Genomic DNA, 23884 nt, shown 5'->3' with positions numbered 1-23884 from the left:
AGCTTTTCGTACCGTCACTTATTGCACTGAAAACGAGGAGACCCCAATAACGACCCGGCCAAGATAATGTCATTTTCAGAAGACGACTGCACCAGACAACGCGGTTTGAAGGCTGTTGTGCAGTCGTCTATTGGGGTCGTCTCAGAAAACGGAAAATAAAGCACGCTAAGCGTGCGTGGAGGCTGGCACCCAGCGGTACAGCGTCGGAATGGACACGCCGAGGTTCTTGGCCACGTCCTTGGGCGGCACCCCGCTGGCCAGCAGCTTCTTGGCCGACTCGATCTTGCTGTCGGTCATCTTCGGCTTGCGGCCGCCTTTGCGGCCGAGCTGCTTGGCGACTTCCAGCCCGGCGCGGGTGCGCTCGACGGTCAGCTCGCGCTCCATTTCGGCAAGGCTCGCCATGACGTGGAAGAAGAACCGCCCGGATGGTGTGCCGGTGTCGATGGAGTCGGTGAGGCTCCTGAACTGGACACCGTGCTTGTGCAGATCGCCGACCAGATCGACCAGTTGCTTGACCGACCGGCCCAGCCGGTCGAGCTTCCAGACGACCAAAGTATCGCCTTCGCGCAGCATTTCGAGCGTCTTGGCCAAGCCAGGCCGGTCTGCCCGCGTGCCACTCACCTTGTCCTCGAAGACCTTTTTACATCCGGCCTTGCTCAAGGCTTCGCGTTGCAGCTCCAGGTTCTGATCCTGCGTCGAGACGCGCGCATAGCCAATCAACATGGCTTGTCTCGCGCCCGGTCGATGCGTTCCTGCATCGCCTGCATCACTTCTTCGTGGGTGTACGATCTGGCGTTGGCGTCGGTGGCTTGCCGCAGGGCTTCCTCAACCTCGCGCGTCATCCGCTCGTAATCCTCCGGCCACAGCGCTTGCTCCATGCGCAGCGACGCCTGACCCAGCAGGTGCAGCAGGCTGAACAGCCGCATGTCGTTGGTGGCGACGATGCGCTCCCGAATCTGCTCCTGAATAGCTTCGCTAGCCCGATGCGCTTGTGGTGTGGCAGTCCCCTCGTAGTCAGCGGGGAATTCCGCTTCCTCGGCAATCCTTGCCCAGGCGCTGGCCAGCGCCTCGATGGTTGACGTGCTCATTTCCGCCGCTCCTGTGCTCTTTGGCGAATCAACCGGCCAAGGGGCCTCGACGCGAAAACCAGCAGCATCACGCCTATCGGATACCAGGTCGAGAAGACCACCAAGGCATCGAAGGCTGGCCGTCCGGTGTTGGTAGGCAGTACGGCGGTCACAGCCATCAACCCGCCGACCGTCCAGATGATGCGCCACACGTAGGGCATCACGCGGGGCACGTAGCCGTCATCGAAAGCGGTCTGGTAGTAGCGGCGCAGGCCGCGCTCGGCAAGCGCCTGGCGCTGCCGCTCCGACAGCGCATCCGTCCGGCCATACCAGCGCCGGAATGGTGGACAGCGCAGCAGCAAAGGGGTGAAGAGGATCATCACCGCCACGATCGCGACACCCCACGCCATGACGGCGCCGGCATCGGGCCGCTTGGCGTTCTCGATCACGGGCGCGAAGACGCCCGGAGCACCGATCATCCAGAACAGCGCAATGTGCTGATGGAAGGAGAGCTTCATTTGCTCATCCACTTGCGCAGCAGGCGCTTTTTCAGGGAGGCGCGTTCTTGCGGGTTGCGTCCCTTGTGATTGGCGATGCGATCCGCCGTGGCGGCCTGGCGCTTGACGGGCCAGTAGGAGCGGCCATCCTTGCCCATCGACCAGACGCTGCTGGCCTGGTTTTCCAGCAGGGGCAGATGGGCGCTCAGGGCTTCGGGCGACGCGCTGGTCAGCGCCGTGCGCTCACGGGTGCGCCAGCGCTGATGCCAGAGCTTCTTGTCCTCGCGCTCGCTGCCGCAGGTCGTGTGCCCGACGATGGGTGTTTTGCGGCGGCTGCGGCTCATAACGTAGTGGTCTCCAAGAACATTCAGGACTGATCCCAGGCGTCGATGGTCAAGACCTGATCGGCAGGACAGGCGGCTACGCGGTCGGGAACTGGATGGTGTTCAGTCTCATGCCGACCCCATTCGATTGATCGCGTCGCTTGCGGCACGCTGCGACGCAAGGAGGTTTGCGACCTGGTTTAGCAGCCGTGTCCGCTGCATGTCTGTTACCTATCTCCCCGACCGCTCATTGGACCAACTCCAGAGATTGGGCTCTATCGCTCAGCCAATACGAAACCGGCATTGGCTGATGCCACAACCGAGACGAACACAAATGGCTCGGTACCTGTATTTCGCGCCCCGTGCACTTGGCCCGGTCTTGCCACGGCTATCTCACCTTCCCTGAGGGCACGAACAATCCCATTGCCCTGAAAGTAATCAGCCATTCCCGACAAAACAGTCCACGTGTCTTGGCCGTGAGGATGAATGTGAGCCGCAATTTCCTGCCCGGGATGGACATGCCAAACCACGATAATTGAGTCTCGGGTTTCAAGCACAACGGAACGAATAGGCTCGCCTTCGGACGGCTGAACATACTCGGCTACAGAAAATATTCTCGATTCAACAGTCATCGGAGATCCCTCTTTCACAGTGCCCCCAGACAGGCTGGATATGAGTTCTAACTCGAATTTGAACGGGAGGCTGGTCGTGCGGTCGTGCAGTTGCCGATGAGCGTGTCGGCTGCTGCCTCCTTGCCCACCAGCGAACTCACGTCCGTTGCGGCCATCCAGAAGGTCTTGCCCGAGCGCGGCTCATAGGTCGCGGGATCGAACACGCCAGAGGGGCCGAACATCGGCGGCTTGATTGGTCATGGCTCCATGCCTTTGTCGTTACGGTCTTCATCGTCGGCATCCTGACGCACGGCGGGCAATTGCTGGAGCAACGCCGGCAGCCATTCCTGTACCGTCTCCCACACCACATCGAGGTTGATGTCGAAATAGCCGTGAGCCATGCGATTACGCATATTGCGCATGCTGCGCCACGGCACGTCGGCATGCGCCTGGGTGAACTCGACGTAGCCATCCATCACCTTTGTGGCCGCCTCGCCGATGACGATCAGGCTCATGATGACGGCCTGCTGGGTGCGCTTGTCGGCCAAGAAGTCGTCCTTGGCCATCCCTTCCACGAAGCTGCGCGCATCGGTTGCGGCCTGCTGAATGTGGTCGAGGTAATCGGGCAGGCGGTTCTCGCTCATATCGGTTGCGCCTCCGCGAGCACCTTGGCCCGGAACTTCGGCGGCAGGTCGCCGGGAGTCAGCAGATCGACGTCAACGCCGAGCAGCGATTTCAGTTCTTCTTCCAAATCGCCCAAGTCCAACAACGTGGCACCGGGCAGCGCATCGACCAACAGGTCGAGGTCGCTGCCATCCCGGTCGGTGCCATGCAGCACCGAGCCGAAGACGCGCGGGTTCGCGGCGCGAAAGCGGCCTACCGCTTCACGCACTGCGCTTCGCTTCATGTCAAGCACAACAGACGGTCGCATGCGCATCCTTTCTTATCGAAACTCGTTGAGATGATATGCAATCAAGAATAGAATTTCAAGAACTATTTTCGAGAATCGCAATGCCTTGATTCCCGTGCCGCGCCTGTGAATTTCACCCGCTCGACGAGCGCAACACCGACGCCGCCTACGCCAAGAACCGGCGAATCGACCTCAAACTCACGAACCGCTGAGCGACGCGTCACCGCGCTGCTGCGCCAGCCAGTCGCGCGGGGCGCAGCCCATGCGCACGCGGAAGGCGCGCGCCAACGCGTTCGGGCTGCCGTAGCCGACGCGGTCGGCCACCACCGCCACCGGACGCCCCTGCTTGAGCAGGGTGCAACTGACGTTCATCCGCCAGTCGGCCAGATAGTCGCCCGGCGTGACGCCCACCGCGTCTTTGAACGCGGCGGCGAAGCGCGCGCGTGACATGCCCGCCTGCGCCGCCAGCGCCTCGAGCGACCACGCGGTCTGCGGCGCATCGTGCATGGCGGTTATGGCGCGCGCGAGTTTCGGGTCGGCCAGTCCCGCCAGCAGTCCGGTGGCGCCAAGCCGCCCATCCATCAGATAACGCAGCAACTGGATCAGTAGCAACTCGCACAAGCGGTCGATGGCGGCCTGCCGACCGCACTGGTCGCGCTCGGCTTCGGCAAACAGCAGCTCTAGCGTCGGCCCGAGGCCGGGCAAGTCCGCCAGCGGAATCAGCAGCATCGACGGCAAGGCCATGGCCAACGGATTGCCCGTCGAAGCGCCCAGATCGACCTCCGCACACAACAGCTCAGCGGTATCGCCGGGGGCGGCGACAAAACGATGCGACGCCACGCGCGGATAAAACAGCAGGCTCGGCTCGGTAACCAGCAGATCTTCATGCACGGGCGAACGCGCCGTAATCGGGCCGCGCCGCACCAGATGGATATAGCCATGCGGCGCCGCGTAATGATGCTGCCCACAGAAGGCGCCGCTGTGAAAAACGCGCGCCGAAAGCGAGTAGTGCCGGAGCAAGCCGGCCAGTCGATCCGCCATTCCACTCTCCATATAAGACGATAGGTTACGTATTTGATACTTTACGTGCCATATCGTACCAAACAAAGGGCGATCATGCCCACGTGCTCTTGCACCTCACCCACTACGGAGATAGACATGACCCAAATCGCCCCCCTGACCATCGACACCGCTGACGCCGCTACCGCTGCCACACTCAAGGCCGTCAAAGCCAAGCTCGGCGTGGTGCCGAACCTGCTCGCCACGCTGGCCCACGCGCCGGCAGCGCTCAACGGCTACCTCGGCCTGTCCGAAACGCTGGGCACCGGCCGCCTGAGTGCCACCCAGCGCGAGATCGTTGCGCTGGCTGCCGGTCAAGCCAATCGCTGCCAGTACTGCCTGAGCGCACACACCCTGATCGGCAAAGGTGCCGGACTGTCGGCAGAGGCCATCGCCGCGGCCCGCACCGGCCAGGCGGCCAACGCACTTGACGATGCAATTGCCGGCTTTGCCCGCGCGCTGGTCGAGCAACGCGGCGTGGTGTCGGCCGACGCCATGGCCAACTACCGCCGCGCGGGGCTCGACGACGGCCTGATACTGGAAGTGATCGCCAACATCGCGCTGAACACGCTCACCAACTACACCAACCACATCGCCGACACCACGGTGGATTTCCCCGTGGTCGCCGTCTGATCTCCATAGGCATATAAGGAGAACACAATGAAAATCGCACTCACCGGCGCTCTGCTCGCCAGCGCCCTCGTCCTGCCACTGGCCGTCACGGCCGGCGACTTTTCGCCCTATGTGGACAGCCAGGGCGGCATCAGCCGCCCCACAGACTTCCGCACAAACTTCGTCCACCTGGGCTCATATGCGGTGTTGGACGAAAAATCCGCCTCTCGCGGCCTGCACGATGTGTACACCGAAAAGGCCTCGGCCGAGCACTACCGCAAGACCGGCAAGTTCCCGGACGGCGCCACGCTGGTGAAAGAGATCCGCAAGCTCGAAACCAGCGCCATGACCACCGGCGACCCTGTGGTCTGGGGTTCCGATGCGGCCGTGTGGTTCGTGATGGTCAAGGACGCCAAAGGCCGTTTCGCCAGCAACCCCTTGTGGGGCGACGGCTGGGGCTGGGCGCTGTTCAAGGCCGACGCCCCCGCCAAGAATGTCGCCGTCAGCTACGCAGCCGACTGCATGGGCTGCCATGTGCCGGCGGCCAAGACCGACCGCGTATTCATCCAGGGCTATCCGACACTGACCCAGCACTGACTTGCTTGTCACTTTCAGAAGGCGACAGCACGAAATATCAAAAGTCGACCGCACGGTCTTTTCTGACGTTGGAGTCGCCTCAGAAAACGGAAAATAAAGCACGCTAAGGCGTAGTTCCCTCGGGCTACACCGCGTCCGCACTGCGCGGTTCTTTCTTCCCTTGCAGTGACGCAATCAGCGGGCAGGAAACGTTCCCCTTCCGCGCATGGCAGGCGCACACCAAATCAGACAGCACGGCCTCCATGCGCGCCAGGTCAGCCATCCTCTCGCGCACGTCCTTGAGCTTGTGCTCGGCCAGGCTGCTGGCTTCCTCGCAATGGGTGCCATCCTCCAGCCGCAGCAGCTCGGCGATCTCATCCAGGCTGAAGCCCAACCGCTGGGCTGATTTCACGAAGCGCACCCGCGTTACATCCGTCTCGCCATAGCGGCGAATGCTGCCGTAAGGCTTGTCCGGTTCCGGGAGCAAGCCCTTGCGCTGATAGAACCGGATGGTCTCCACATTGACCCCGGCCGTCCTGGCGAAAACGCCAATGGTCAGGTTCTCCAAATTGTTTTCCATATCGCTTGACTCCGTACATAACTACGGAAGTAAGCTTAAGCTATCCAATTCAGATTCGAAAGGACAAACGTATGTCTGAACCTCAAAACGGGCGCGGCGCGCTCTTCACTGGCGGGCTGGCCGCCATCCTCGCCTCGGCTTGCTGCCTCGGGCCGCTGGTTCTGATCGCCTTGGGGTTCAGCGGCGCTTGGATCGGCAACTTGACGGTGTTGGAACCCTATCGCCCCATCTTTATCGGCGTGGCGCTGGTGGCGTTGTTCTTCGCCTGGCGGCGCATCTACCGGCCGTCAGCCGCCTGCAAACCGGGTGAGGTTTGCGCGATTCCCCAAGTGCGAGCTACTTACAAGCTCATTTTCTGGGGCGTGGCCGTGCTGGTTTTGGTCGCGCTCGGATTTCCCTACGTCGTGCCATTTTTCTATTGATCACAGGAGTTCACCATGAAAAAGCTGCTTTCCGCCCTTGCCCTCGCTGCCGTTGTTGCCCCCGTGTGGGCCGCCACCCAGACCGTTACGCTGTCCGTACCGGGCATGACCTGCTCGGCCTGTCCGATCACTGTCAAGAAGGCGATTTCCAAGGTCGATGGCGTCAGTAAAGTTGACGTGACCTTCGAGACGCGCGAAGCGGTGGTCACCTTCGATGATGCCAAGACCAGCGTGCAGAAACTGACCAAGGCTACCGAGGATGCGGGCTACCCATCATCAGTCAAGAACTGATCATGAAAGACCCGAAGACACTGCTGCGGGTCAGCATCATTGGCACAACCCTCGTGGCGCTGTGTTGCTTCACCCCTGTTCTGGTCATTTTGCTCGGTGTGGTCGGCTTGTCCGCGCTGACCGGCTATCTGGACTATGTGCTGCTGCCTGCGCTGGCGATTTTCATCGGCTTGACCATCTACGCCATCCAACGAAAACGCCAAGCCGATGCCTGCTGCACCCCGAAATTCAATGGAGTAAAAAAATGACCGAAATCACCGTGAATGGCATGACCTGCACATCCTGCGCCACCCATGTCAAAGATGCTTTGGAAAAGATTCCCGGCGTGAATGCCGCTGTGGTGTCCTATCCAGAAAGCCGCGCGCAAGTCATGGCAGACACCGCCGTGAGCCACAACCAACTGCTGGCCGCCATCGCCGCATTGGGTTATCAAGGCTCGATCCGGGTTGGTGATTTCAAAGATGAACCAAAAATCCGTGATGCACTTGAGGGCGCCGGTTTGCATATCGCCATCATTGGCAGCGGCGGGGCCGCGATGGCGGCGGCGCTGAAGGCCGTCGAGCAAGGCGCGACGGTCACGCTGATCGAACGCGGCACCATCGGCGGCACCTGCGTCAATATCGGCTGTGTGCCGTCCAAGATCATGATCCGCGCTGCCCATATTGGGGTTGTAAGCCGGAACCCCAGAAAATTCCGTCGGCCGCCTCGACGTTCAACCGGCAAGCTGTTTGATGCGCTCGGCCAAACGCCCGAACGCTTCGTTCACATATTCCAAAGCCTTGGGTTCTACGCCCTGCGTGCGTAGCGAGCTTTTGAAGCTGTCCAAATCGGCTAACCATTGCCGATGTAGCCTGCCCAGCTCGTTGACTTGGGGCTGAAAGACTTGCAGGTTGCCACTGCCACGGAATGCTTGGTAGCCGCGCTCAAGCGTGCCTGCCGTGACCAGCAATTGAGCCGCGCGCTGCTTGTGCTTTTCCGAGAACTCGGCCATGCCGTCATAGGGCCGTGATGCCTTGTTGCGTTCGGCTTCGGACGCCTCTTCCATGATGAGGGCATAGCGGTAAAACCCAGGGAATTCGTGGGATAACGCCATGAGCTGCTGATCGGAAGTGCCGACCCAAATCTTGTGCAGATCGGGCGCGTACCCCACCATGCGATTGATGATGGCATGTGCCTCGCTGACGTCCTGGGCGGCAAGCTGTTGCATATGCTGGTCGATCTTCGCGGCCAGTCGGCGAAATTCATTCATGCCCAATGCCTGTTTAGCTACCAATGGGCGAGCACAGCTCAACCAGCGTGCCCTCCAACGAACGAACATACGCGACCATCTGTCCCCAGGGTTTTTGTACCGGAGCATGAAGCGGCAAAGCGCCTGCCGCAACTGCCTTGGCATAAGCGGACGAGACATCGTCAGTGACGAAAGCTAACTCAATGCCAGGCGGTGTGGCGCTGGCGGACACGGGCACGAAGTTAGTGCCAAAATTCATTTCGCCCATTGCGTGGGAGGCAAAGGCAAGGGTTGTTGAGCCCGACTCCAACTCGCCATACTGGCCAGACTCGTGAAGGAAACGAACCTGAAAACCAAATGCCTTTTCGTAAAAAGCCAAGGCGTCAGAAACAGACTGAACATAAACGATGGTGTAACCGAACTTCATTTTGTAGAGGCTCCGGCAAGAATATTCTTTCGCGTCTCGGTGAACTCCCACCAAGGGCGAGGTGGTTCGCCTCTCATAAAGTGGGTGACGGACATGAAGACGTCGATGACGCAAGGATCGTGGCGATGCCCCGTTCTTACGCAAAGCCGTTCATACATATCAAATGGACACTCGCCTGTAAGCTGCTCAGGCGAGTGAAATCCGAGCAGGCGAAGATCATCTGCGGTAGCCTGACCCACATTCGGCAAGTCGGTGAGTTGTTGTAGTCGGGCACGATCAACCTTGTATGGGCTCATGACGGTAAACGCAATTTACTCGAAAAGCGTGGCGACCTTCGCCAACACTTCATCCATGAGCGGCGCTGGCAGCGTGTCGACCTTGCGGGCATGGCGTGCGGCCAAGTCGATCACTCGCGGCTGGTCACAGCGCACGACGCCGGTAGTCTTGATCCCGGCCAAGGGCACGGCGAAGCCAAGGCGACGGGCAAACTCGCCGCCCTTGGTGATTGGCAGGATCACCGGCAGCTTGGTCGCTTCGTTGAACTCGGTGGGCGATACGACCAGTACGGGACGGCTGCCGCATTGTTCATGCCCTGCGGTCGGATCGAGCGACACGAGATAGATGTCGCCCCGCTTCATAGCAATTCACCGCCCACGGCGGGCGCATCGACCCATTCGCGTTCCTCGGCTGGCTGCGGCTGTGAATAGTCCGACGCGGCCAGCAACTCCGCGAGCGTGTAGCGCGGCCGCGGATTGGGATTGACTACCAGGCAGCCATGATCAACCGCGAGGCCGACCGTTGCGCCGGCTTGCAGGTGCAGCTGGTCGAGGAAGGCAGGCGGCACGGCCAACATGATCGAGCCACCGACCTTGCGGAGATTGGTTGTGTGCATGATGCGTCTCCAATGGGTTAAGTTATATCAAAGTATAACCCCGGCTATTTTAGGCTGCAAGCCGTGTTTATCGGAAAACACTTGTTTTACGACATATCTGCAACAAGGGCATGCACCAACCTCTGGGCACCCTCAAAATTGTGCGGAAAACTCTGTCGCTATCCGCTACCATACGGAAACCCATTTTTCATGGTTATCCGCTTATGTTGGTAGGCTACATGCGCGTGTCGTCGGACTCCGACCGCCAGAGCACCGACTTGCAGCGCGACGCGCTGCTCGGTGCCGGTATCGATCCACGTCACCTGTTCGAGGATCACGCCTCCGGCGCGAAGGATGACCGCGTGGGTCTGGCGCGGGCGCTCGAATTCGTCCGCCCCGGCGACGTGCTGGTGGTGTGGAAGCTCGACCGGCTCGGCCGCTCGCTGTCGCACCTGCTCGCCATCGTGACCTCGCTCAAGGACAAGCGGGTGGCGTTCCGCTCGCTGACGGAGAACCTGGATACCACCACGCCATCGGGCGAGTTTCTGTTCCAGGTGTTCGGCGCGCTCGCACAATACGAGCGCGCCTTGATCCAGGAGCGCGTCGTCGCCGGCCTGGCCGCCGCCCGCAAACGTGGTCGGATCGGTGGCCGGCCGCAGGCGATCACCGGCGAGAAGCTGGAGGCCATCCTCGCCGCGCTCGAAAGCGGCATGTCCAAGGCGGCGGTGTGCCGCAATTTCGGCGTCAAGCGCACCACCTTGATCGAAACCTTGGCGCGAGTAGGCTGGCGTGGAGCAGGAAGGATAGCCGATGAGCAACAAGAATAAGCTGCTCACCGTCCTGTCGGACGCCGAACAGGAAGCCCTGTACGGCCTGCCGGATTTCGACGATGCGCAGCGGCTGGAATACCTGGCATTGACCGAAACCGAACTGGCACTCGCCAGCAGTCGGTCCGGCCTGCATGCCCAGGTCTATTGCGTCTTGCAGATCGGTTACTTCAAGGCCAAGCACGCCTTCTTCCGTTTCGACTGGAACGAGGTCGAGGACGATTGCGCCTTCGTACTGAGCCGCTATTTCCACGGCGAGGCCTTCGAGCGCAAGCCGATCACCAAGCACGAGCACTACACCCAACGCGAGCGGATCGCCGGGCTGTTCGGCTACCAGTCGTGGACAGCCGACCTGCTGCCGCAGCTCGCGCAGCAGGCGACGCAGACCGTGCGGCGCGACGTGATGCCGGGGTTCATCGCCGCCGAGCTGATCGTCTGGCTCAATGAGCACAAGATCATCCGGCCCGGCTATACCACCCTGCAAGAGGTGGTCAGCGAAACGCTGTCCGCCGAGCGTCGGCGGCTGGGTGGCCTGCTGGCGGAAGTGCTGGACGAATCGGCCAAGGCCGTGCTGGCTCAGCTTCTGGTGCGTGATGACACCCTGTCGCAACTGGCGGCGCTCAAGCAAGACGCCAAGGATTTCGGCTGGCGTCAGATGGCCCGCGAGCGCGAGAAGCGCGCCACGCTGGAGCCGCTGCACCGGATCGCCAAGACGCTGCTGCCCAAGCTCGGCGTCTCGCAGCAGAACCTGCTGTACTACGCGAGCCTGGCGAACTTCTACACCGTCCATGACCTGCGCAACCTGAAGGCCGATCAGACCCAGCTCTACCTGCTGTGCTATGCATGGGTGCGCTACCGGCAGCTCTCCGACAACCTGGTCGATGCGATGGCCTACCACATGAAACAGTTGGAGGACGAAAGCAGCGTCGGCGCAAAGCAGTCCTTCGTCGCTGAACAGGTGCGCCGTCAGCAAGACACGCCGCAGGTCGGCCGCCTGCTGTCGCTTTACATCGACGACAGCGTGCCCGATCCCACGCCGTTCGGCGATGTGCGCCAGCGCGCCTACAAGATCATGCCCCGCGACACGCTGCAAACCACGGCGCAGCGCATGAGCGTGAAGCCGGTGAGCAAGTTGGCTTTGCACTGGCAGGCGGTGGACGGCCTGGCCGAGCGTATCCGTCGTCATCTTCGGCCGCTGTATGTCGCGCTCGACTTCGCTGGCACTGATCCGGACAGCCCGTGGCTCGCGGCGCTGGCCTGGGCCACGGGCGTGTTCGCCAAACAGCAGCGCCTGTCGCAACGACCGCTCGCCGAATGTCCGGCGGCCACGCTGCCGAAACGCCTGCGGCCGTACCTGCTAACCTTCGATGCCGATGGCAAGCCGACGGGCCTGCATGCCGACCGCTACGAGTTCTGGCTGTACCGCCAGGTCAGAAAGCGCTTCCAGTCAGGTGAACTCTACCTCGACGACAGCCTGCAACACCGTCATTTCTCCGACGAGTTGGTTTCGCTGGACGAAAAGGCTGACGCGCTGGCGCAGATGGACATCCCGTTCCTGCGGCAGCCGGTAGATGCCCAGCTCGATGTGCTGGCGGCCGAACTGCACACGCAATGGCAGGCCTTCAACCGCGAGCTGAAACAGGGCAAGCTGACGCACCTGGAATACGACGAGGGCACGCAGAAGCTGACCTGGCGCAAGCCCAAGGGTGAGAACCCGAAGGCGCGCGAGAAGGCGTTCTACGAGCAACTGCCGTTCTGCGACGTGGCCGACGTGTTCCGCTTCGTCAACGGCCAGTGCCAGTTCCTGTCAGCGCTGACGCCCTTGCAACCGCGCTATGCGAAGAAGGTCGCCGACGCCGACAGCCTGATGGCGGTCATCATCGCGCAGGCGATGAACCATGGCAACCAGGTCATGGCTCGCACCAGCGACATCCCGTACCACGTGCTGGAGAGCGCCTACCAGCAATACCTGCGCCACGCCACGCTGCACGCGGCCAACGACTGCATCAGCAACGCCATCGCAGCGCTGCCGATCTTCCCGTACTACTCGTTCGACCTCGATGTGCTGTACGGTGCCGTCGACGGTCAGAAATTCGGCGTCGAGCGGCCGACCGTGAGGGCACGCTACTCGCGCAAATACTTCGGGCGTGGCAAGGGCGTGGTCGCCTACACCCTGCTGTGCAACCATGTGCCGCTCAACGGCTACCTGATCGGCGCGCACGACTACGAGGCCCATCACGTGTTCGACATCTGGTATCGCAACACGTCGGACATCGTGCCGACCGCGATCACCGGCGACATGCACAGCGTCAACAAGGCCAACTTCGCCATCCTGCACTGGTTCGGCCTGCGCTTCGAGCCGCGCTTCACTGATCATGACGACCAGTTGAAGGAGCTGTACTGCGCCGACGATCCGGCGCAGTACGAGAAGTGCCTGATCCGGCCGGCCGGGAAAATCGACCGCGATCTCATCGTCAACGAGAAGCCGAACCTCGACCAGATCGTGGCTACGCTCGGGCTGAAGGAGATGACGCAGGGTACGCTGATCCGCAAGCTGTGCACCTACACCGCGCCGAACCCGACGCGGCGCGCGGTGTTCGAATTCGACAAGCTCATTCGCAGCATCTACACACTGCGCTACCTGCGCGATCCGCAACTGGAGCGCAACGTGCACCGCTCGCAGAACCGGATCGAGTCCTACCACCAGCTACGCGGGGCCATCGCCCAGGTCGGCGGCAAGAAGGAATTGACCGGGCGCACCGACATCGAGATCGAAATTAGCAACCAGTGTGCCAGGCTGATCGCCAACGCGGTCATCTACTACAACTCGGCCATCCTGTCGCGGCTGCTGACGAAGTACGAGGCGTGCGGCAGCGCCAAGGCGCTGGCTCTCCTGACCCAGATATCGCCGGCGGCCTGGCGGCACATCCTGCTGAATGGGCATTACACCTTTCAGAGCGACGGCAAGATGATCGACCTGGATGCGCTCGTGGCGGGGCTTGATCTTGGGTGACGGAAATTTCTGGGGTTCCGGCTTACAACCCCATATTGCCCATCTGCGCCGGGAAAGTCCGTTCGACGGCGGTATTGCGGCAACTGTGCCTGCGATTGACCGCAGCAAACTGCTGGCCCAGCAGCAGGCCCGTGTCGATGAACTGCGGCACGCCAAATACGAAGGCATCCTGGACGGCAATCCAGCCATCACCGTTTTGCACGGTGAAGCGCGTTTCAAGGACGACCAGAGCCTGGTCGTCCGTTTGAACGAGGGTGGCGAGCGCGAGGTAACGTTCGACCGCTGCCTGGTCGCCACCGGTGCCAGTCCGGCCGTGCCGCCGATTCCGGGCCTGAAAGAGTCACCCTACTGGACTTCCACCGAAGCGCTTGTCAGCGACACCATTCCCGCACGCCTGGCCGTGATCGGTTCGTCGGTGGTGGCGTTGGAACTGGCGCAAGCCTTTGCCCGGCTCGGCAGCCAGGTCACGATCCTGGCACGCAGCACCTTGTTCTTCCGGGAAGACCCGGCCATCGGCGAGGCCGTGACAGCCGCTTTCCGCGCCGAGGGCATCGAGGTGCTGGAGCACACGCAAGCCAGCCAGGTCGCCCATGTGAACGGCGAATTCGTGCTGACCACCGGACACGGTGAATTGCGCGCTGACAAGTTGCTGGTTGCCACCGGTCGGGCACCGAATACGCGCAGCCTCGCGCTGGACGCGGCGGGGGTCACTGTCAATGCGCAAGGGGCCATCGTTATCGACCAAGGCATGCGCACGAGCAACCCGAACATCTACGCGGCCGGCGACTGCACCGACCAGCCGCAGTTCGTCTACGTGGCAGCGGCCGCCGGCACCCGTGCCGCGATCAACATGACCGGCGGCGACGCAGCCCTCAATCTGACCGCGATGCCGGCAGTGGTGTTCACCGACCCGCAAGTCGCCACCGTGGGCTACAGCGAGGCGGAAGCGCACCACGATGGCATCGAGACCGACAGTCGCACGCTGACACTCGACAACGTTCCGCGAGCGCTTGCCAACTTCGACACACGCGGCTTCATCAAGCTGGTCATCGAGGAAGGTAGCGGACGGCTCATCGGCGTGCAGGCGGTGGCCCCGGAAGCGGGCGAACTGATCCAGACGGCGGTGCTCGCCATCCGCAACCGCATGACGGTGCAGGAACTGGCCGACCAGTTGTTCCCCTACCTGACAATGGTCGAGGGGTTGAAGCTTGCGGCGCAGACCTTCAACAAGGACGTGAAGCAGCTTTCCTGCTGCGCTGGATAAAAAAAGGAGGTTTTCAATGAGCGCCTACACCGTGTCCCGGCTGGCCCTTGATGCCGGGGTGAGCGTGCATATCGTGCGCGACTACCTGCTGCGCGGATTGCTGCGTCCGGTGGCGTGCACCCCGGGCGGCTATGGCCTGTTCGATGATGCCGCCTTGCAACGGCTGTGCTTCGTGCGGGCGGCCTTCGAGGCGGGCATCGGCCTGGACGCGCTGGCGCGGCTGTGCCGGGCGCTGGATGCTGCGGACGGCGATGAAGCGGCCGCGCAGCTTGCCGTTCTGCGCCAGTTCGTCGAGCGTCGGCGCGAAGCGTTGGCCGATCTGGAGGTGCAGTTGGCCACCATGCCGACCGAGCCGGCACAGCACGCGGAGAGTCTGCCATGAACAGCCCCGAGCGCTTGCCGTCCGAGACGCACAAACCGATCACCGGCTACCTGTGGGGCGCGCTGGCCGTGCTCACCTGTCCCTGCCATTTGCCGATTCTCGCCATTGTGCTGGCCGGCACGACGGCCGGCGCGTTCATCGGAGAGTACTGGGGTATCGCAGCCCTCACGCTGACCGGTTTGTTCGTCCTGTCTGTGACACGACTGCTGCGGGCCTTCAAAGATCGATCATGAGCGCTTCCCATTGAGACAAACCACGCTGTCGCTACGTTGCCTCATGCCGGCATCAAATTCGGCTGAGTAGCTTCTCGCCATCTGGACGTAGCTCACCCTTGGGTGAAACATGCCGATACAGGGTCTGCCGCGTGACGCCAAGTTCCTGGCACAGGTCGCCGACCTTGGTCTCTGGCTGACCCATTGCCGCCATCGCCAGCCGCAGCTTGGCGGCGGTCATCTTGAACGGCCGGCCGCCTTTCCGCCCGCGCGCGCGGGCCGAGGCTAGGCCGGCAATCGTGCGCTCCGCGATCAACTCGCGCTCGAACTCGGCCAGGGCGGCGAAGATGCCAAAGACCAGCTTGCCGGCGGCGGTCGTGGTGTCGATGGCCGCGCCGTGCCCGGTTAATACCTTCAAGCCGATGCCGCGCCCAGTCAGGTCGTGCACGGTGTTGATGAGATGTCGCAGGTCGCGTCCGAGCCGATCCAGTTTCCACACGACCAGTGTGTCGCCAGTTCGCAACGCCTTCAGGCAGCTCGTCAAGCCGGGCCGATCCTCGCGCATGCCGGATGCCTGGTCCTCGTAAAGATGTACTGGATCGACCCCGGCGGCAATCAGCGCGTCGCGCTGCAAATCGGTAGCCTGGGAGCCGTCCGCCTTCGATACCCGCATGTAGCCTATCAGCATGTCGTACCTGTCACATATACGTTCGATTATGTGACAGTGTGCGCCGGAAAGTTAAGGTCGTCAAAATTTGTCACTTAACCCGTCATTCTGTCTAAGACATGCAAAGGATCCGTCAGGCTCATAATGTGACAGAAATTCCGTGGCGATGCCTTCCTTCGCGAAGGTGGCGCGCAACTGTTCCAGGGAAGCGGGGTCGCGCCGACCATAGGAAGCCAACGCGAACAGCGAGCGTGCCGTCTCGGGGTTGTGCCGCGCTTCAATGATGGCCTCGTCGATGGCCTGGACTGCACGCTGCCAGTGATTGATGGGTTCGGGCTTCGGCGCTTTCGTCGGCAGGCCACTGGTGAACCCTGTTTGGGGCTCGGACCAGAACAGCTTTGCCTGCTCGCCTGGCGGGCTTATGTACCTCACCTCAATCAAGCTGATTGCCGTTGCCGCCGCCTCCAGCATCTGCAACCGTACTGCCGGATTCAGGGTTTCATACGGTCGCCACAGACTTTGCCCAGCACGCAGCGGATGCCCGCAGCCTTCCCAGACTTGGCGGAGATACCCCGCGTAGGTTCCGCACGCCGAAAGCGGTGTGTTCAGCTCATCGAGCAGCGTGCGTAGCAGCCGAAACCACAATCCGGCATGGATGCGTCGGCGCGGCAGCTCCAGGTGACCGGTCGTCAGTGCCTGCCAGGTACGCTGGTCCATCGCCGCAATCGCGTCGCTGGCGGTGCGCGGTTCGGCGTCGGCGTTCTCCCAGCCTAGAAACCGCCCTGGCACGCCCCAATAGGATTCCAGCCGGCAGCCATGCAGCGGGCAGCTCAGCATCAGGGGCAGCTTCCACGCGAGCAGTACGGCTTGGTTCTCCGGATCGTTCAGGCATAGCGGACAGGCGCGGTGTATCGGCTGGCTGGGCAGCCAGGCACGCCAGCTCGTGATGGATCGCGTCTTACGGCGGTGTGTCGGCAGCAACACCGAGAGCTGGAACGCATAGGTCTCCAATGCATCTGGAATCTGATCATCAAGGCTGTCCAGTAGCCAAGGCACCCAGCCGGCAAAGCTCATGCAACGCAGCCGGTTCAGTTCGATGCCGCTCCGCTGGGAAAGCATCGCCAGCAGCGCCAGTGGTGGCGCGGTGTCCAGGTCATCAACCTGACCGTGACCAAGATCGTGCTCCAGCAGCTCGGACACCTCTATGTGATAGCAAAGGGCCACGCGGTTGAGCCACGAAGACAAGGCTTCACCTTCCCTGGGAGCCGGATGCAGTGGCCAGCGTGGCGCTGGCTTCACATCAGTTCCCGCTCGAATTGCCGACGCCGCTCGCTGGGGCCGGTGTAATCGGCCATGCTCAGCGTGCGATGGTTGATCGCTTCCTCGCCGCTCTCCACGGCGGCGAGGGCTGCCGCCATCAGCAAGTGCGTCAGTTCGCCGATGGTGCCTTCGCTGCGTGTGAGCAGGTAGCGGGCCATGTCCAGCGTGGCAATCGACGAGGGGCGCCGCAGTGGAAGCGAAGCGGCGAAGCTGGCCAGCAGTGAGCAGCAATCGTCGTTGGCCTCCCATACCGGCAGCATCATCGGCTCGAAGCGATTTTCCAACTGGTCATCGGAGCGGATGACCAGGTAGGCGTCGCGCGTGCCGACCCCGACCAGTGGGATGCGCAGTTCATTGCCGAGGAAGCGCAGGAGATTGAGAAATTCCCGGCGGTTGACGCTGTTACCGGCCAGGACGTTGTGCAACTCGTCGATCACCAGCATGCGCACGCCGACCTTGCGCAGCAGTGCCAGCGCCAGTTGTTCCATTTCTGGCAGCCGTGGGCGCGGTCGCAATGGCGCACCCATCGCCGCGAGCAGCGCGACGTAGAAGCGGATTACCGACGGTTCGGATGGCATCTGCACGACCAGTACCGGAATGTGCTCCTGGTCGGCGTCGGCGCTGGCCGGATGCGTGCGCCGGAACTTCTCGACGATCATCGACTTGCCGTTGTTGGTCGGGCCGACCAGCAGCAGGTTGGGCATGCGTTGCTTGTTTGGCCACGCATACAGGGTTTCCAGCCGGTTCAGCGCCTCGACCGCGCGCGGATAGCCGATCCAGCGGTCGGCGCGAAGGCGCTGGATGCGCTCGTCCGCCGGCAGCCGAGCCAGCCCCTGTGCCGCTGGCAGCAGGTGTGACAAGTCGATGATGGGATATTCGTCCACGGCTACCACTCCTCAATCTGGTCGAACGGTTTGGCCGGCGGCTGGTTGTCGGCCTGTGGGTCAGCCATGTCCGCATCTGGTGGTGGCGTGGTTTTGACAGGCGGTGCCGTTGCCTTGAGATGCTGGCGTCGATCCGCGTCGCGCCGCGCCTTGCGCGTAGCTTTCTGCGCGGTGGTCACGATTTCTCGCATCTGGCCGATCATGCGGAACAGCGCTGACTCATCCACCTGTTCGCGCCCTTGCTGCCGTAATTTCGCCAGCGCCTGCCGTTGTTCCCATAGGGTGACAGCCGGGTGCGACAAGGTACGGTAGGGAATTTCCAGGTAGTGCTGCCCCTCTGGTTCCAGCACCCATATGCGGCTGATGTCGCGCGGGTCGCGCCGGATCAGGAACGCAGGCAAGCGGTCCCGCCGAGCTATCCACGGCTTGAGCGCATCGGCGTAGTAGTGGATGTGGTCGATGACGAAGCCGGTGCGGGTCAGCGTGCGGCGGATGATGGGCAGAAAATCGACCAGAAAAGCCGTAGCGCGAGTGATGACGGTTGGCACGCCGGTCCGCGTGATAGCTTCGGCCCAGCGCGCGGCCGGCGGTTGGAGCAGGCCGTTGTGCACGGAGCCGTGATAGGTGCCGACCGCCAATGTGAGCCAGCGCTCCAGCTCGCGCAGTGTCAGGGCGGCCATCTTCTCGGAGGCGTATTCCCCGCGCTGGTCAGGATTGGAGAAGGTCGTCCCCGGCAATTCGTCGTGGATCATCTGCATCGCCGTGCCGATGATCCGTTCCACGATACCGCCGTAGTGCGGCTGCCCGAGCGGGCGATAGTCCAACCGGATGCCATGCTGCTCGCAGCCACGGCGCAGCGCCTCGCTCTTGAACTCAGCCGCGTTGTCCAAGTAGAGCAGTCTGGGCTTGCCGCTCATCGGCCAATCCATCTCTACGTTCAACCCTTCCAACCAAGGGCGCTTGTCGCAGGCGGCATGCACCAAGCACAAGCCGACCGAGACGGCGGACGGGGCTTCCAGCGTAACGACCATGCCAACCACGCAGCGGGTGAATACGTCGATGGCGAGGGTCAGGTATGGACGGCCAATCGGTTGCCGGTCGCGCTCGTCCACCACGATCAGGTCGATGACTGTGTGGTCGATCTGCACCTGCTCCAGCGGCGCGGAGACGGGTGGCGGAACACCACCAACACCTTGCAGGTCGCGGGCGGCATCTTGTCCTTCCCGGCGGTGAGTGACCTCGCGCGGATCGAGGCCGGCGATCCGCAGAGCCACCGTGTTGCGCGCCGGCACCCGCAGCTTTTGCAGCTTGCACGCCCGCACAACTTCGCGGTGGAACGCCGCCAAGCTACGCTTCTGCTTGGTCAGGAAGCGCTTTTGCAGTAACTCGCGGATGATTCGTTCGACCGACTCCGGCAAGCGGCCTTTACCTTTGCCACCGCTCGACTGCCCAAGAGCCAAGTCAGTGACCAGCCCCGATCCTAGCCGGGCACGGCGGATCAGGACGTAGACCTGCCGCCGGGACAGCCCCAATGCCTGGGCTGCCGCGTCGGCCGCTTCATGCCCAACCGTCTCCGACTGCGCCAACGGCCCAATGATCTCCGCGCGACGACGCGCACGCTCCCATGCCTGTTCTGGCAGGGTGGCCACGCCGTGCTCGGTAATCGGTGCGGTATCGGTCGCCATGCTCATCTCGCTTTGGTGCACACGAGTATTGAGCATAGACGAGTTTCGTGCAGAGGAGTCCTGATATCTGGCTGTCAGGAGCCGTATGCACAAGAGGCTTCAAACCGCGCTGAATGGTGCAGTCGTCTTCTGAAAATGACAGCCGCGCCGGTTGCCTTGGCGGGCTTGTCACAAACCTACGTTTTCAAGAAGAAGGAAACCGCATGCCCCGCCGTTCGATCCTCTCCGCCGCCGAGCGCGAAAGCCTGCTGGCGTTGCCGGACACCAAGGATGAGTTGATCCGTCACTACACGTTCAGCGAAAGCGACCTCTCCATCATCCGGCAGCGGCGCGGCCCGGCCAATCGGCTGGGCTTCGCGGTGCAGCTTTGCTACCTACGCTTTCCGGGCGTCATACTGGGCGTTGATGAACCGCCGTTCCCGCCCTTGCTGAAACTGGTCGCCGACCAGCTCAAGGTCAGCATCGAAAGCTGGGGCAAGTACGGACAGCGGGAGCAGACCCGGCGTGAGCACCTGATCGAGCTGCAAACCGTCTTCGGTTTCCGGCCCTTCACCATGAGCCACTACCGGCAGGCCGTCCACACGCTGACCGAGCTGGCCATGCAAACCGACAAGGGCATTGTGCTGGCAAGCGCCTTCATCGAGCACCTGCGGCGGCAGTCGGTCATTCTGCCTGCTCTCAACGCCGTCGAGCGGGCGAGCGCCGAGGCGATCACCCGCGCCAACCGGCGCATCTACGACGCCTTGGCCGAACCGCTATCGGACATGCATCGCCGTCGCCTCGACGATCTGCTCAAGCGCCGCGACAACGGCAAGACGACCTGGCTGGCCTGGCTGCGGCAATCCCCGGTCAAACCGAACTCGCGGCACATGCTGGAACACATCGAACGCCTCAAGGCGTGGCAGGCGCTCGACCTGCCCTCCGGCATCGAGCGGTCGGTGCACCAGAACCGGCTGCTCAAGATCGCCCGCGAGGGTGGCCAGATGACGCCAGCCGACCTGGCCAAGTTCGAGCCGCAGCGCCGCTACGCGACTCTGGTTGCGCTCACCATCGAAGGCATGGCGACCGTCACTGACGAAATCATCGACCTGCACGACCGCATTCTGGGCAAACTGTTCAACGCCGCCAAGAACAAACATCAGCAGCAGTTCCAGGCATCCGGCAAGGCGATCAATGCCAAGGTGCGGCTATTCGGACGCATCGGCCAGGCGCTGATCGAGGCCAAGCAAGCCGGCCGCGATCCGTTCGCCGCCATCGAAGCCGTCATGTCCTGGGATGCCTTCGCCGAGAGCGTCACCGAGGCGCAGAAACTCGCGCAGCCCGAGGACTTCGATTTCCTGCACCGCATCGGCGAGAGCTATGCCACGCTGCGCCGCTACGCGCCGGAATTCCTCGCCGTGCTCAAGCTGCGGGCCGCGCCCGCCGCCAAGGACGTGCTCGACGCTATCGAAGTGCTGCGCAACATGAACAGCGACAACGCCCGCAAGGTGCCCGCCGATGCGCCAACCGATTTCATCAAGCCGCGCTGGCAAAAGCTGGTGATGACCGACGCCGGAATCGACCGGCGTTACTACGAACTGTGCGCGCTGTCGGAGATGAAGAACGCACTGCGCTCCGGCGACATCTGGGTGCAAGGCTCCCGCCAGTTCAAGGATTTCGAGGACTACCTGGTGCCGCCAGCGAAATTTGCCAGCCTCAAGCAGGCCAGCGAATTGCCGCTGGCTGTGGCCACCGATTGCGACCAGTACCTGCATGAACGGCTGACGCTGCTGGAAACGCAGCTCACCACCGTAAACCGCATGGCGCTGGCCAACGAGTTGCCGGATGCCATCATCACCGAATCGGGACTGAAGATCACGCCACTCGACGCGGCGGTGCCCGACACCGCGCAGGCCCTGATCGACCAGACCGCAATGGCCCTGCCGCACGTCAAGATCACCGAATTGCTGCTGGAGGTGGACGAATGGACGGGCTTCACCCGGCACTTCGCGCATCTGAAATCGGGCGACCTGGCCAAGGACAAGAACCTGCTGCTGACCACGATCCTCGCCGACGCGATCAACCTGGGCCTGACCAAGATGGCAGAGTCCTGCCCCGGCACAACCTACGCCAAGCTGGCCTGGCTGCAAGCCTGGCACATCCGCGACGAAACCTACGGGGCGGCGCTGGCCGAGCTGGTCAACGCGCAGTTCCGGCATCCCTTCGCCGAGCACTGGGGCGACGGCACCACGTCGTCATCGGACGGCCAGAACTTCCGCACCGGCAGCAAGGCCGAGAGTACCGGCCACATCAACCCAAAATACGGCAGCAGCCCAGGGCGGACGTTCTACACCCACATCTCCGACCAGTACGCGCCGTTCCACACCAAGGTGGTGAATGTCGGCGTGCGCGACTCGACCTACGTGCTCGACGGCCTGCTGTACCACGAATCCGACCTGCGCATCGAGGAGCACTACACCGACACGGCGGGCTTCACCGATCACGTCTTCGCGCTGATGCACCTGCTGGGCTTCCGCTTCGCGCCGCGCATCCGTGACCTGGGCGACACCAAGCTCTACATTCCAAAGGGCGATGCCGCCTACGAGACATTGAAACCGATGATCGGCGGCACGCTCAACATCAAGCACGTCCGCGCCCATTGGGATGAAATCCTGCGGCTGGCCACGTCGATCAAACAAGGCACGGTGACGGCCTCGCTGATGCTGCGCAAGCTCGGCAGCTATCCGCGCCAGAATGGTCTGGCCGTCGCCCTGCGCGAGTTGGGCCGCATCGAGCGCACGCTGTTCATCCTAGACTGGTTGCAAAGCGTCGAGCTGCGCCGCCGTGTGCATGCCGGACTGAACAAGGGCGAGGCCCGCAACGCGCTGGCCCGTGCCGTGTTCTTCAACCGCCTGGGCGAAATCCGCGACCGCAGTTTCGAGCAGCAACGCTACCGGGCCAGCGGCCTCAACCTGGTGACGGCAGCCATCGTGCTGTGGAACACGGTTTATCTGGAACGGGCCGCGAACGCCTTGCGTGGCCACGGTCAAGCCGTCGATGACGGCCTGTTGCAGTACCTGTCGCCGCTCGGCTGGGAGCACATCAACCTGACCGGCGATTACCTCTGGCGCAGCAGCGCCAAGATCGGCGCGGGCAAGTTCAGGCCGCTACGGCCGCTGCAACCGGCTTAGCGTGCTTTATTTTCCGTTTTCTGAGACGACCCCTCTATTGAACGAACAGTATCAGGAGTCCGCTGCACGAATGATGACCTCAAGCCGGTTCTGGTCGCGCTGGCGACCGATCAGCCCCTGGATGTGCGATACCGCGACCACGATCTTTCCGGCGATTGGGCGGGCTACCGCGAATGCCACATCAAGCCCGACCTGCTGCTGATCTACCGCAAGTCCGACGCCGACACCCTGCGACTGGCGCGGCTTGGCTCCCATAGCGAGCTGTTCGGCTGATGCCAGTCGCCTTGTCCGCCAAACGATCATTAGACCGTCAAGCTGGACAATGTCCGATAACGTGCTTGATCAACGCGTTCGCGGACAACAAGGTAGACGGACGGGATAGCGGACAAGAGGGCGGGCAATGGCACTGACGAAAGCCCACGCTCGGGTAACGGCCGCGTGGATGATCGCCAAGCCGTGCCGTACACCGGGCCAGGTCTCGGTCAATGTGCCCGGAGCCTCCGCGCAGCGCACGTTGCGACTCTTCACCTTGGCGCCCCGGCATGTCCCCTGCGAGATTGTGCTGGTTCGCGCACCACTCCAGAACTTCGCTGGCCATGTCGAGGGGGTCGTGTCCGGCACTGACGTGCCAGGTGCCGCGCGGATATCACAACCATCCGAGCGGCAGCGCTGAGCCGAGCCTGGCCGACGAGCGGCTCACCCAAAGCCTGAAGGACGCCTTGGCCATGATCGATGTGCGCGTGTGCGATCACTTCATCGTCGCCGGAACGGCGAAGCCCACCAGCTTCGCGGAACGCGGACTGCTTTGATCCCCGTCGGCCGGGCACGCGCGTGTCCGGCCGACGCCCTCTCGGTGCCCCGCGGTGGGGTGGGAGAGGCCTTCACGAGAAAATCCCATGGGCGCGGCCGCGGGCAGGGCGATGCCCTGCCCGCGGCGCTGAAGATTGGCATTCCCGAGAAACCGCCGACGGCTTCGTGCCCGTCGA

The 23884-nt window shown here is 62.6% G+C and carries 31 protein-coding genes and 3 pseudogenes; 14 read left to right on the top strand and 20 right to left on the bottom strand.

All coding sequences use genetic code 11. The features are described from left to right. Positions 1–165: 165 nt before the first annotated feature. From GH664_RS09770 to GH664_RS09730, 9 genes are all read right to left on the bottom strand, one after another. Entirely contained in the window at positions 166–723 is a 558-nt protein-coding gene (locus GH664_RS09770; protein ID WP_003100847.1) for a recombinase family protein, read from the bottom strand. Further along, positions 717–1088 (bottom strand): hypothetical protein, encoded by a 372-nt coding sequence (locus GH664_RS09765; RefSeq protein WP_003100853.1) that lies wholly within the window; start codon positions 1086–1088, stop codon positions 717–719. Before GH664_RS09765 ends, GH664_RS09770 begins: the two co-directional genes overlap by 7 nt. After that, positions 1085–1585: a hypothetical protein gene (locus GH664_RS09760; protein WP_003100856.1), complete on the bottom strand. Its 501-nt coding sequence runs from the start codon at positions 1583–1585 to the stop codon at positions 1085–1087. Before GH664_RS09760 ends, GH664_RS09765 begins: the two co-directional genes overlap by 4 nt. Beyond that, entirely contained in the window at positions 1582–1908 is a 327-nt protein-coding gene (locus GH664_RS09755; RefSeq protein ID WP_003100858.1) for a hypothetical protein, read from the bottom strand. Before GH664_RS09755 ends, GH664_RS09760 begins: the two co-directional genes overlap by 4 nt. 254 nt (positions 1909–2162) lie before the next feature. Next, positions 2163–2519, bottom strand: coding sequence for a cupin domain-containing protein (locus GH664_RS09750; protein ID WP_003465043.1), 357 nt, complete (start codon positions 2517–2519; stop codon positions 2163–2165). A 47-nt stretch (positions 2520–2566) separates the two neighbouring features. Then, positions 2567–2740, bottom strand: a complete 174-nt coding sequence (locus GH664_RS09745; protein ID WP_003154411.1) for a hypothetical protein — start codon at positions 2738–2740, stop codon at positions 2567–2569. Positions 2741–2755: 15 nt separating this feature from the next. Next, positions 2756–3142: a DUF86 domain-containing protein gene (locus tag GH664_RS09740; RefSeq protein ID WP_003100872.1), complete on the bottom strand. Its 387-nt coding sequence runs from the start codon at positions 3140–3142 to the stop codon at positions 2756–2758. Then, the gene (locus tag GH664_RS09735; RefSeq protein ID WP_001247892.1) at positions 3139–3429 is read right to left on the bottom strand and encodes a nucleotidyltransferase family protein; all 291 of its coding nucleotides are present in this window, start codon (positions 3427–3429) and stop codon (positions 3139–3141) included. The genes GH664_RS09740 and GH664_RS09735 overlap by 4 nt, the downstream gene beginning before the upstream one ends. Positions 3430–3606: 177 nt before the next feature. Then, positions 3607–4449 (bottom strand): AraC family transcriptional regulator, encoded by an 843-nt coding sequence (locus tag GH664_RS09730; RefSeq protein WP_079436164.1) that lies wholly within the window; start codon positions 4447–4449, stop codon positions 3607–3609. Between the two features lie 117 nt (positions 4450–4566). On the opposite strand from GH664_RS09730, the gene GH664_RS09725 reads away from it, so the two are divergent. Next, positions 4567–5100: a carboxymuconolactone decarboxylase family protein gene (locus GH664_RS09725; protein ID WP_013521184.1), complete on the top strand. Its 534-nt coding sequence runs from the start codon at positions 4567–4569 to the stop codon at positions 5098–5100. Positions 5101–5127: 27 nt separating this feature from the next. Next, positions 5128–5676: a cytochrome P460 family protein gene (locus GH664_RS09720; protein ID WP_043743735.1), complete on the top strand. Its 549-nt coding sequence runs from the start codon at positions 5128–5130 to the stop codon at positions 5674–5676. A 124-nt stretch (positions 5677–5800) separates the two neighbouring features. On the opposite strand, the gene merR is transcribed toward GH664_RS09720, so the two are convergent. Continuing rightward, positions 5801–6235, bottom strand: a complete 435-nt coding sequence (gene merR / locus GH664_RS09715; protein WP_000429838.1) for an Hg(II)-responsive transcriptional regulator — start codon at positions 6233–6235, stop codon at positions 5801–5803. 71 nt (positions 6236–6306) lie between these two features. On the opposite strand from merR, the gene merT reads away from it, so the two are divergent. From merT to GH664_RS09695, 4 genes and pseudogenes are all read left to right on the top strand, one after another. Further along, on the top strand, positions 6307–6657 hold the full coding sequence (gene merT, locus GH664_RS09710; protein WP_001294667.1) for a mercuric ion transporter MerT: 351 nt from the start codon (positions 6307–6309) through the stop codon (positions 6655–6657). Between the two features lie 15 nt (positions 6658–6672). Beyond that, positions 6673–6948 (top strand): mercury resistance system periplasmic binding protein MerP, encoded by a 276-nt coding sequence (gene merP / locus GH664_RS09705; RefSeq protein WP_000735441.1) that lies wholly within the window; start codon positions 6673–6675, stop codon positions 6946–6948. Positions 6949–6950: 2 nt separating this feature from the next. After that, positions 6951–7196 (top strand): mercury resistance system transport protein MerF, encoded by a 246-nt coding sequence (merF, locus tag GH664_RS09700; RefSeq protein WP_000654684.1) that lies wholly within the window; start codon positions 6951–6953, stop codon positions 7194–7196. Beyond that, positions 7193–7612 (top strand): annotated as a pseudogene (locus tag GH664_RS09695) (cation transporter); the annotation flags it as partial. The gene merF and the pseudogene GH664_RS09695, both read left to right, overlap by 4 nt. Positions 7613–7660: 48 nt before the next feature. Here the strand turns inward: GH664_RS09695 and GH664_RS09690 are convergent. From GH664_RS09690 to GH664_RS09670, 5 genes are read right to left on the bottom strand one after another with little or no spacing between them, the layout of a single operon-like run. Next, positions 7661–8197 (bottom strand): transposase, encoded by a 537-nt coding sequence (locus tag GH664_RS09690; RefSeq protein ID WP_153167907.1) that lies wholly within the window; start codon positions 8195–8197, stop codon positions 7661–7663. 13 nt (positions 8198–8210) lie between these two features. Next, positions 8211–8603, bottom strand: a complete 393-nt coding sequence (locus GH664_RS09685; RefSeq protein WP_153167906.1) for a VOC family protein — start codon at positions 8601–8603, stop codon at positions 8211–8213. Beyond that, positions 8600–8899, bottom strand: coding sequence for a helix-hairpin-helix domain-containing protein (locus GH664_RS09680; RefSeq protein WP_153167905.1), 300 nt, complete (start codon positions 8897–8899; stop codon positions 8600–8602). The genes GH664_RS09685 and GH664_RS09680 overlap by 4 nt, the downstream gene beginning before the upstream one ends. Positions 8900–8914: 15 nt before the next feature. Continuing rightward, entirely contained in the window at positions 8915–9241 is a 327-nt protein-coding gene (locus GH664_RS09675; RefSeq protein WP_153167904.1) for a type II toxin-antitoxin system PemK/MazF family toxin, read from the bottom strand. Continuing rightward, on the bottom strand, positions 9238–9495 hold the full coding sequence (locus GH664_RS09670; RefSeq protein WP_153167903.1) for an antitoxin: 258 nt from the start codon (positions 9493–9495) through the stop codon (positions 9238–9240). Before GH664_RS09670 ends, GH664_RS09675 begins: the two co-directional genes overlap by 4 nt. A 203-nt stretch (positions 9496–9698) precedes the next feature. Between GH664_RS09670 and GH664_RS09665 the strand changes: the two genes are divergently transcribed. The 5 genes and pseudogenes from GH664_RS09665 to merE all read left to right on the top strand — a co-directional run bounded on the left by GH664_RS09665 (position 9699) and on the right by merE (position 15193). Continuing rightward, positions 9699–10301, top strand: coding sequence for a recombinase family protein (locus tag GH664_RS09665; protein ID WP_153167902.1), 603 nt, complete (start codon positions 9699–9701; stop codon positions 10299–10301). After that, on the top strand, positions 10285–13314 hold the full coding sequence (locus GH664_RS09660) for a Tn3 family transposase (RefSeq protein ID WP_153167901.1): 3030 nt from the start codon (positions 10285–10287) through the stop codon (positions 13312–13314). The genes GH664_RS09665 and GH664_RS09660 overlap by 17 nt, the downstream gene beginning before the upstream one ends. Positions 13315–13345: 31 nt before the next feature. Then, positions 13346–14578: pseudogene (gene merA, locus GH664_RS09655) on the top strand (mercury(II) reductase); the annotation flags it as partial. A gap of 16 nt (positions 14579–14594) precedes the next feature. After that, positions 14595–14960 carry a mercury resistance co-regulator MerD gene (gene merD / locus GH664_RS09650; protein ID WP_003465059.1) on the top strand — a complete coding sequence of 122 codons (366 nt, stop codon included), beginning with the start codon at positions 14595–14597 and terminating at the stop codon, positions 14958–14960. Further along, complete coding sequence (merE, locus tag GH664_RS09645) at positions 14957–15193, top strand: broad-spectrum mercury transporter MerE (protein ID WP_001087809.1); 237 nt, start codon at positions 14957–14959, stop codon at positions 15191–15193. The genes merD and merE overlap by 4 nt, the downstream gene beginning before the upstream one ends. A gap of 52 nt (positions 15194–15245) precedes the next feature. Here the strand turns inward: merE and GH664_RS09640 are convergent, their stop codons facing one another. Genes GH664_RS09640 through GH664_RS09625 form a run of 4 tightly spaced genes read right to left on the bottom strand, consistent with a single transcriptional unit; the run spans position 15246 to position 19728 of the window. Continuing rightward, on the bottom strand, positions 15246–15860 hold the full coding sequence (locus GH664_RS09640; RefSeq protein WP_000904941.1) for a recombinase family protein: 615 nt from the start codon (positions 15858–15860) through the stop codon (positions 15246–15248). A gap of 60 nt (positions 15861–15920) precedes the next feature. After that, positions 15921–17138 (bottom strand): TniQ family protein, encoded by a 1218-nt coding sequence (locus GH664_RS09635; RefSeq protein ID WP_011137967.1) that lies wholly within the window; start codon positions 17136–17138, stop codon positions 15921–15923. After that, positions 17135–18043, bottom strand: a complete 909-nt coding sequence (locus GH664_RS09630) for a TniB family NTP-binding protein (RefSeq protein WP_011137966.1) — start codon at positions 18041–18043, stop codon at positions 17135–17137. The genes GH664_RS09635 and GH664_RS09630 overlap by 4 nt, the downstream gene beginning before the upstream one ends. A gap of 2 nt (positions 18044–18045) precedes the next feature. Further along, positions 18046–19728 carry a DDE-type integrase/transposase/recombinase gene (locus GH664_RS09625; protein ID WP_011137965.1) on the bottom strand — a complete coding sequence of 561 codons (1683 nt, stop codon included), beginning with the start codon at positions 19726–19728 and terminating at the stop codon, positions 18046–18048. Between the two features lie 203 nt (positions 19729–19931). Here GH664_RS09625 and GH664_RS09620 point away from each other — a divergent pair, with 203 nt between their 5' ends. Then, on the top strand, positions 19932–22898 hold the full coding sequence (locus GH664_RS09620) for a Tn3 family transposase (RefSeq protein WP_013521180.1): 2967 nt from the start codon (positions 19932–19934) through the stop codon (positions 22896–22898). A 36-nt stretch (positions 22899–22934) separates the two neighbouring features. After that, positions 22935–23171, top strand: coding sequence for a type II toxin-antitoxin system YafQ family toxin (locus GH664_RS09615; protein ID WP_013521179.1), 237 nt, complete (start codon positions 22935–22937; stop codon positions 23169–23171). A gap of 37 nt (positions 23172–23208) precedes the next feature. Here GH664_RS09615 and GH664_RS23920 read toward each other — a convergent pair whose 3' ends face one another. Then, positions 23209–23496, bottom strand: coding sequence for an SUMF1/EgtB/PvdO family nonheme iron enzyme (locus tag GH664_RS23920; protein ID WP_153167900.1), 288 nt, complete (start codon positions 23494–23496; stop codon positions 23209–23211). Positions 23497–23545: 49 nt separating this feature from the next. Between GH664_RS23920 and GH664_RS09610 the strand changes: the two are divergent. Continuing rightward, positions 23546–23707: pseudogene (locus GH664_RS09610) on the top strand (JAB domain-containing protein); the annotation flags it as partial. Positions 23708–23884: the final 177 nt, after the last annotated feature.

It is taken from the genome of Thauera sp. 2A1, assembly GCF_009469595.2.
GTDB lineage: Bacteria > Pseudomonadota > Gammaproteobacteria > Burkholderiales > Rhodocyclaceae > Thauera.
The sequence above is the reverse complement of the archived record's forward strand: the minus strand, read 5'-3'. Positions and strand labels throughout refer to the sequence as shown.

Coding starts and splice junctions, on each gene's coding strand:
- GH664_RS09660 (WP_153167901.1), top strand. CDS start 10,285: ATGAGCAACAAGAATAAGCTGCTCACCGTCCTGTCGGACGCCGAACAG.
- GH664_RS09725 (WP_013521184.1), top strand. CDS start 4,567: ATGACCCAAATCGCCCCCCTGACCATCGACACCGCTGACGCCGCTACC.
- GH664_RS09640 (WP_000904941.1), bottom strand. CDS start 15,860: ATGCTGATAGGCTACATGCGGGTATCGAAGGCGGACGGCTCCCAGGCT.
- GH664_RS09690 (WP_153167907.1), bottom strand. CDS start 8,197: ATGAATGAATTTCGCCGACTGGCCGCGAAGATCGACCAGCATATGCAA.
- GH664_RS09735 (WP_001247892.1), bottom strand. CDS start 3,429: ATGCGACCGTCTGTTGTGCTTGACATGAAGCGAAGCGCAGTGCGTGAA.
- GH664_RS09665 (WP_153167902.1), top strand. CDS start 9,699: ATGTTGGTAGGCTACATGCGCGTGTCGTCGGACTCCGACCGCCAGAGC.
- GH664_RS09720 (WP_043743735.1), top strand. CDS start 5,128: ATGAAAATCGCACTCACCGGCGCTCTGCTCGCCAGCGCCCTCGTCCTG.
- GH664_RS09730 (WP_079436164.1), bottom strand. CDS start 4,449: ATGGCGGATCGACTGGCCGGCTTGCTCCGGCACTACTCGCTTTCGGCG.
- GH664_RS09625 (WP_011137965.1), bottom strand. CDS start 19,728: ATGGCGACCGATACCGCACCGATTACCGAGCACGGCGTGGCCACCCTG.
- GH664_RS09760 (WP_003100856.1), bottom strand. CDS start 1,585: ATGAAGCTCTCCTTCCATCAGCACATTGCGCTGTTCTGGATGATCGGT.
- GH664_RS09765 (WP_003100853.1), bottom strand. CDS start 1,088: ATGAGCACGTCAACCATCGAGGCGCTGGCCAGCGCCTGGGCAAGGATT.
- merT (WP_001294667.1), top strand. CDS start 6,307: ATGTCTGAACCTCAAAACGGGCGCGGCGCGCTCTTCACTGGCGGGCTG.
- GH664_RS09675 (WP_153167904.1), bottom strand. CDS start 9,241: ATGAAGCGGGGCGACATCTATCTCGTGTCGCTCGATCCGACCGCAGGG.
- merD (WP_003465059.1), top strand. CDS start 14,595: ATGAGCGCCTACACCGTGTCCCGGCTGGCCCTTGATGCCGGGGTGAGC.
- GH664_RS09770 (WP_003100847.1), bottom strand. CDS start 723: ATGTTGATTGGCTATGCGCGCGTCTCGACGCAGGATCAGAACCTGGAG.
- GH664_RS09670 (WP_153167903.1), bottom strand. CDS start 9,495: ATGCACACAACCAATCTCCGCAAGGTCGGTGGCTCGATCATGTTGGCC.
- GH664_RS09740 (WP_003100872.1), bottom strand. CDS start 3,142: ATGAGCGAGAACCGCCTGCCCGATTACCTCGACCACATTCAGCAGGCC.
- GH664_RS09745 (WP_003154411.1), bottom strand. CDS start 2,740: ATGTTCGGCCCCTCTGGCGTGTTCGATCCCGCGACCTATGAGCCGCGC.
- merP (WP_000735441.1), top strand. CDS start 6,673: ATGAAAAAGCTGCTTTCCGCCCTTGCCCTCGCTGCCGTTGTTGCCCCC.
- GH664_RS09685 (WP_153167906.1), bottom strand. CDS start 8,603: ATGAAGTTCGGTTACACCATCGTTTATGTTCAGTCTGTTTCTGACGCC.
- GH664_RS09750 (WP_003465043.1), bottom strand. CDS start 2,519: ATGACTGTTGAATCGAGAATATTTTCTGTAGCCGAGTATGTTCAGCCG.
- GH664_RS09680 (WP_153167905.1), bottom strand. CDS start 8,899: ATGAGCCCATACAAGGTTGATCGTGCCCGACTACAACAACTCACCGAC.
- merF (WP_000654684.1), top strand. CDS start 6,951: ATGAAAGACCCGAAGACACTGCTGCGGGTCAGCATCATTGGCACAACC.
- GH664_RS09755 (WP_003100858.1), bottom strand. CDS start 1,908: ATGAGCCGCAGCCGCCGCAAAACACCCATCGTCGGGCACACGACCTGC.
- merR (WP_000429838.1), bottom strand. CDS start 6,235: ATGGAAAACAATTTGGAGAACCTGACCATTGGCGTTTTCGCCAGGACG.
- merE (WP_001087809.1), top strand. CDS start 14,957: ATGAACAGCCCCGAGCGCTTGCCGTCCGAGACGCACAAACCGATCACC.
- GH664_RS23920 (WP_153167900.1), bottom strand. CDS start 23,496: ATGGCCAGCGAAGTTCTGGAGTGGTGCGCGAACCAGCACAATCTCGCA.
- GH664_RS09620 (WP_013521180.1), top strand. CDS start 19,932: ATGCCCCGCCGTTCGATCCTCTCCGCCGCCGAGCGCGAAAGCCTGCTG.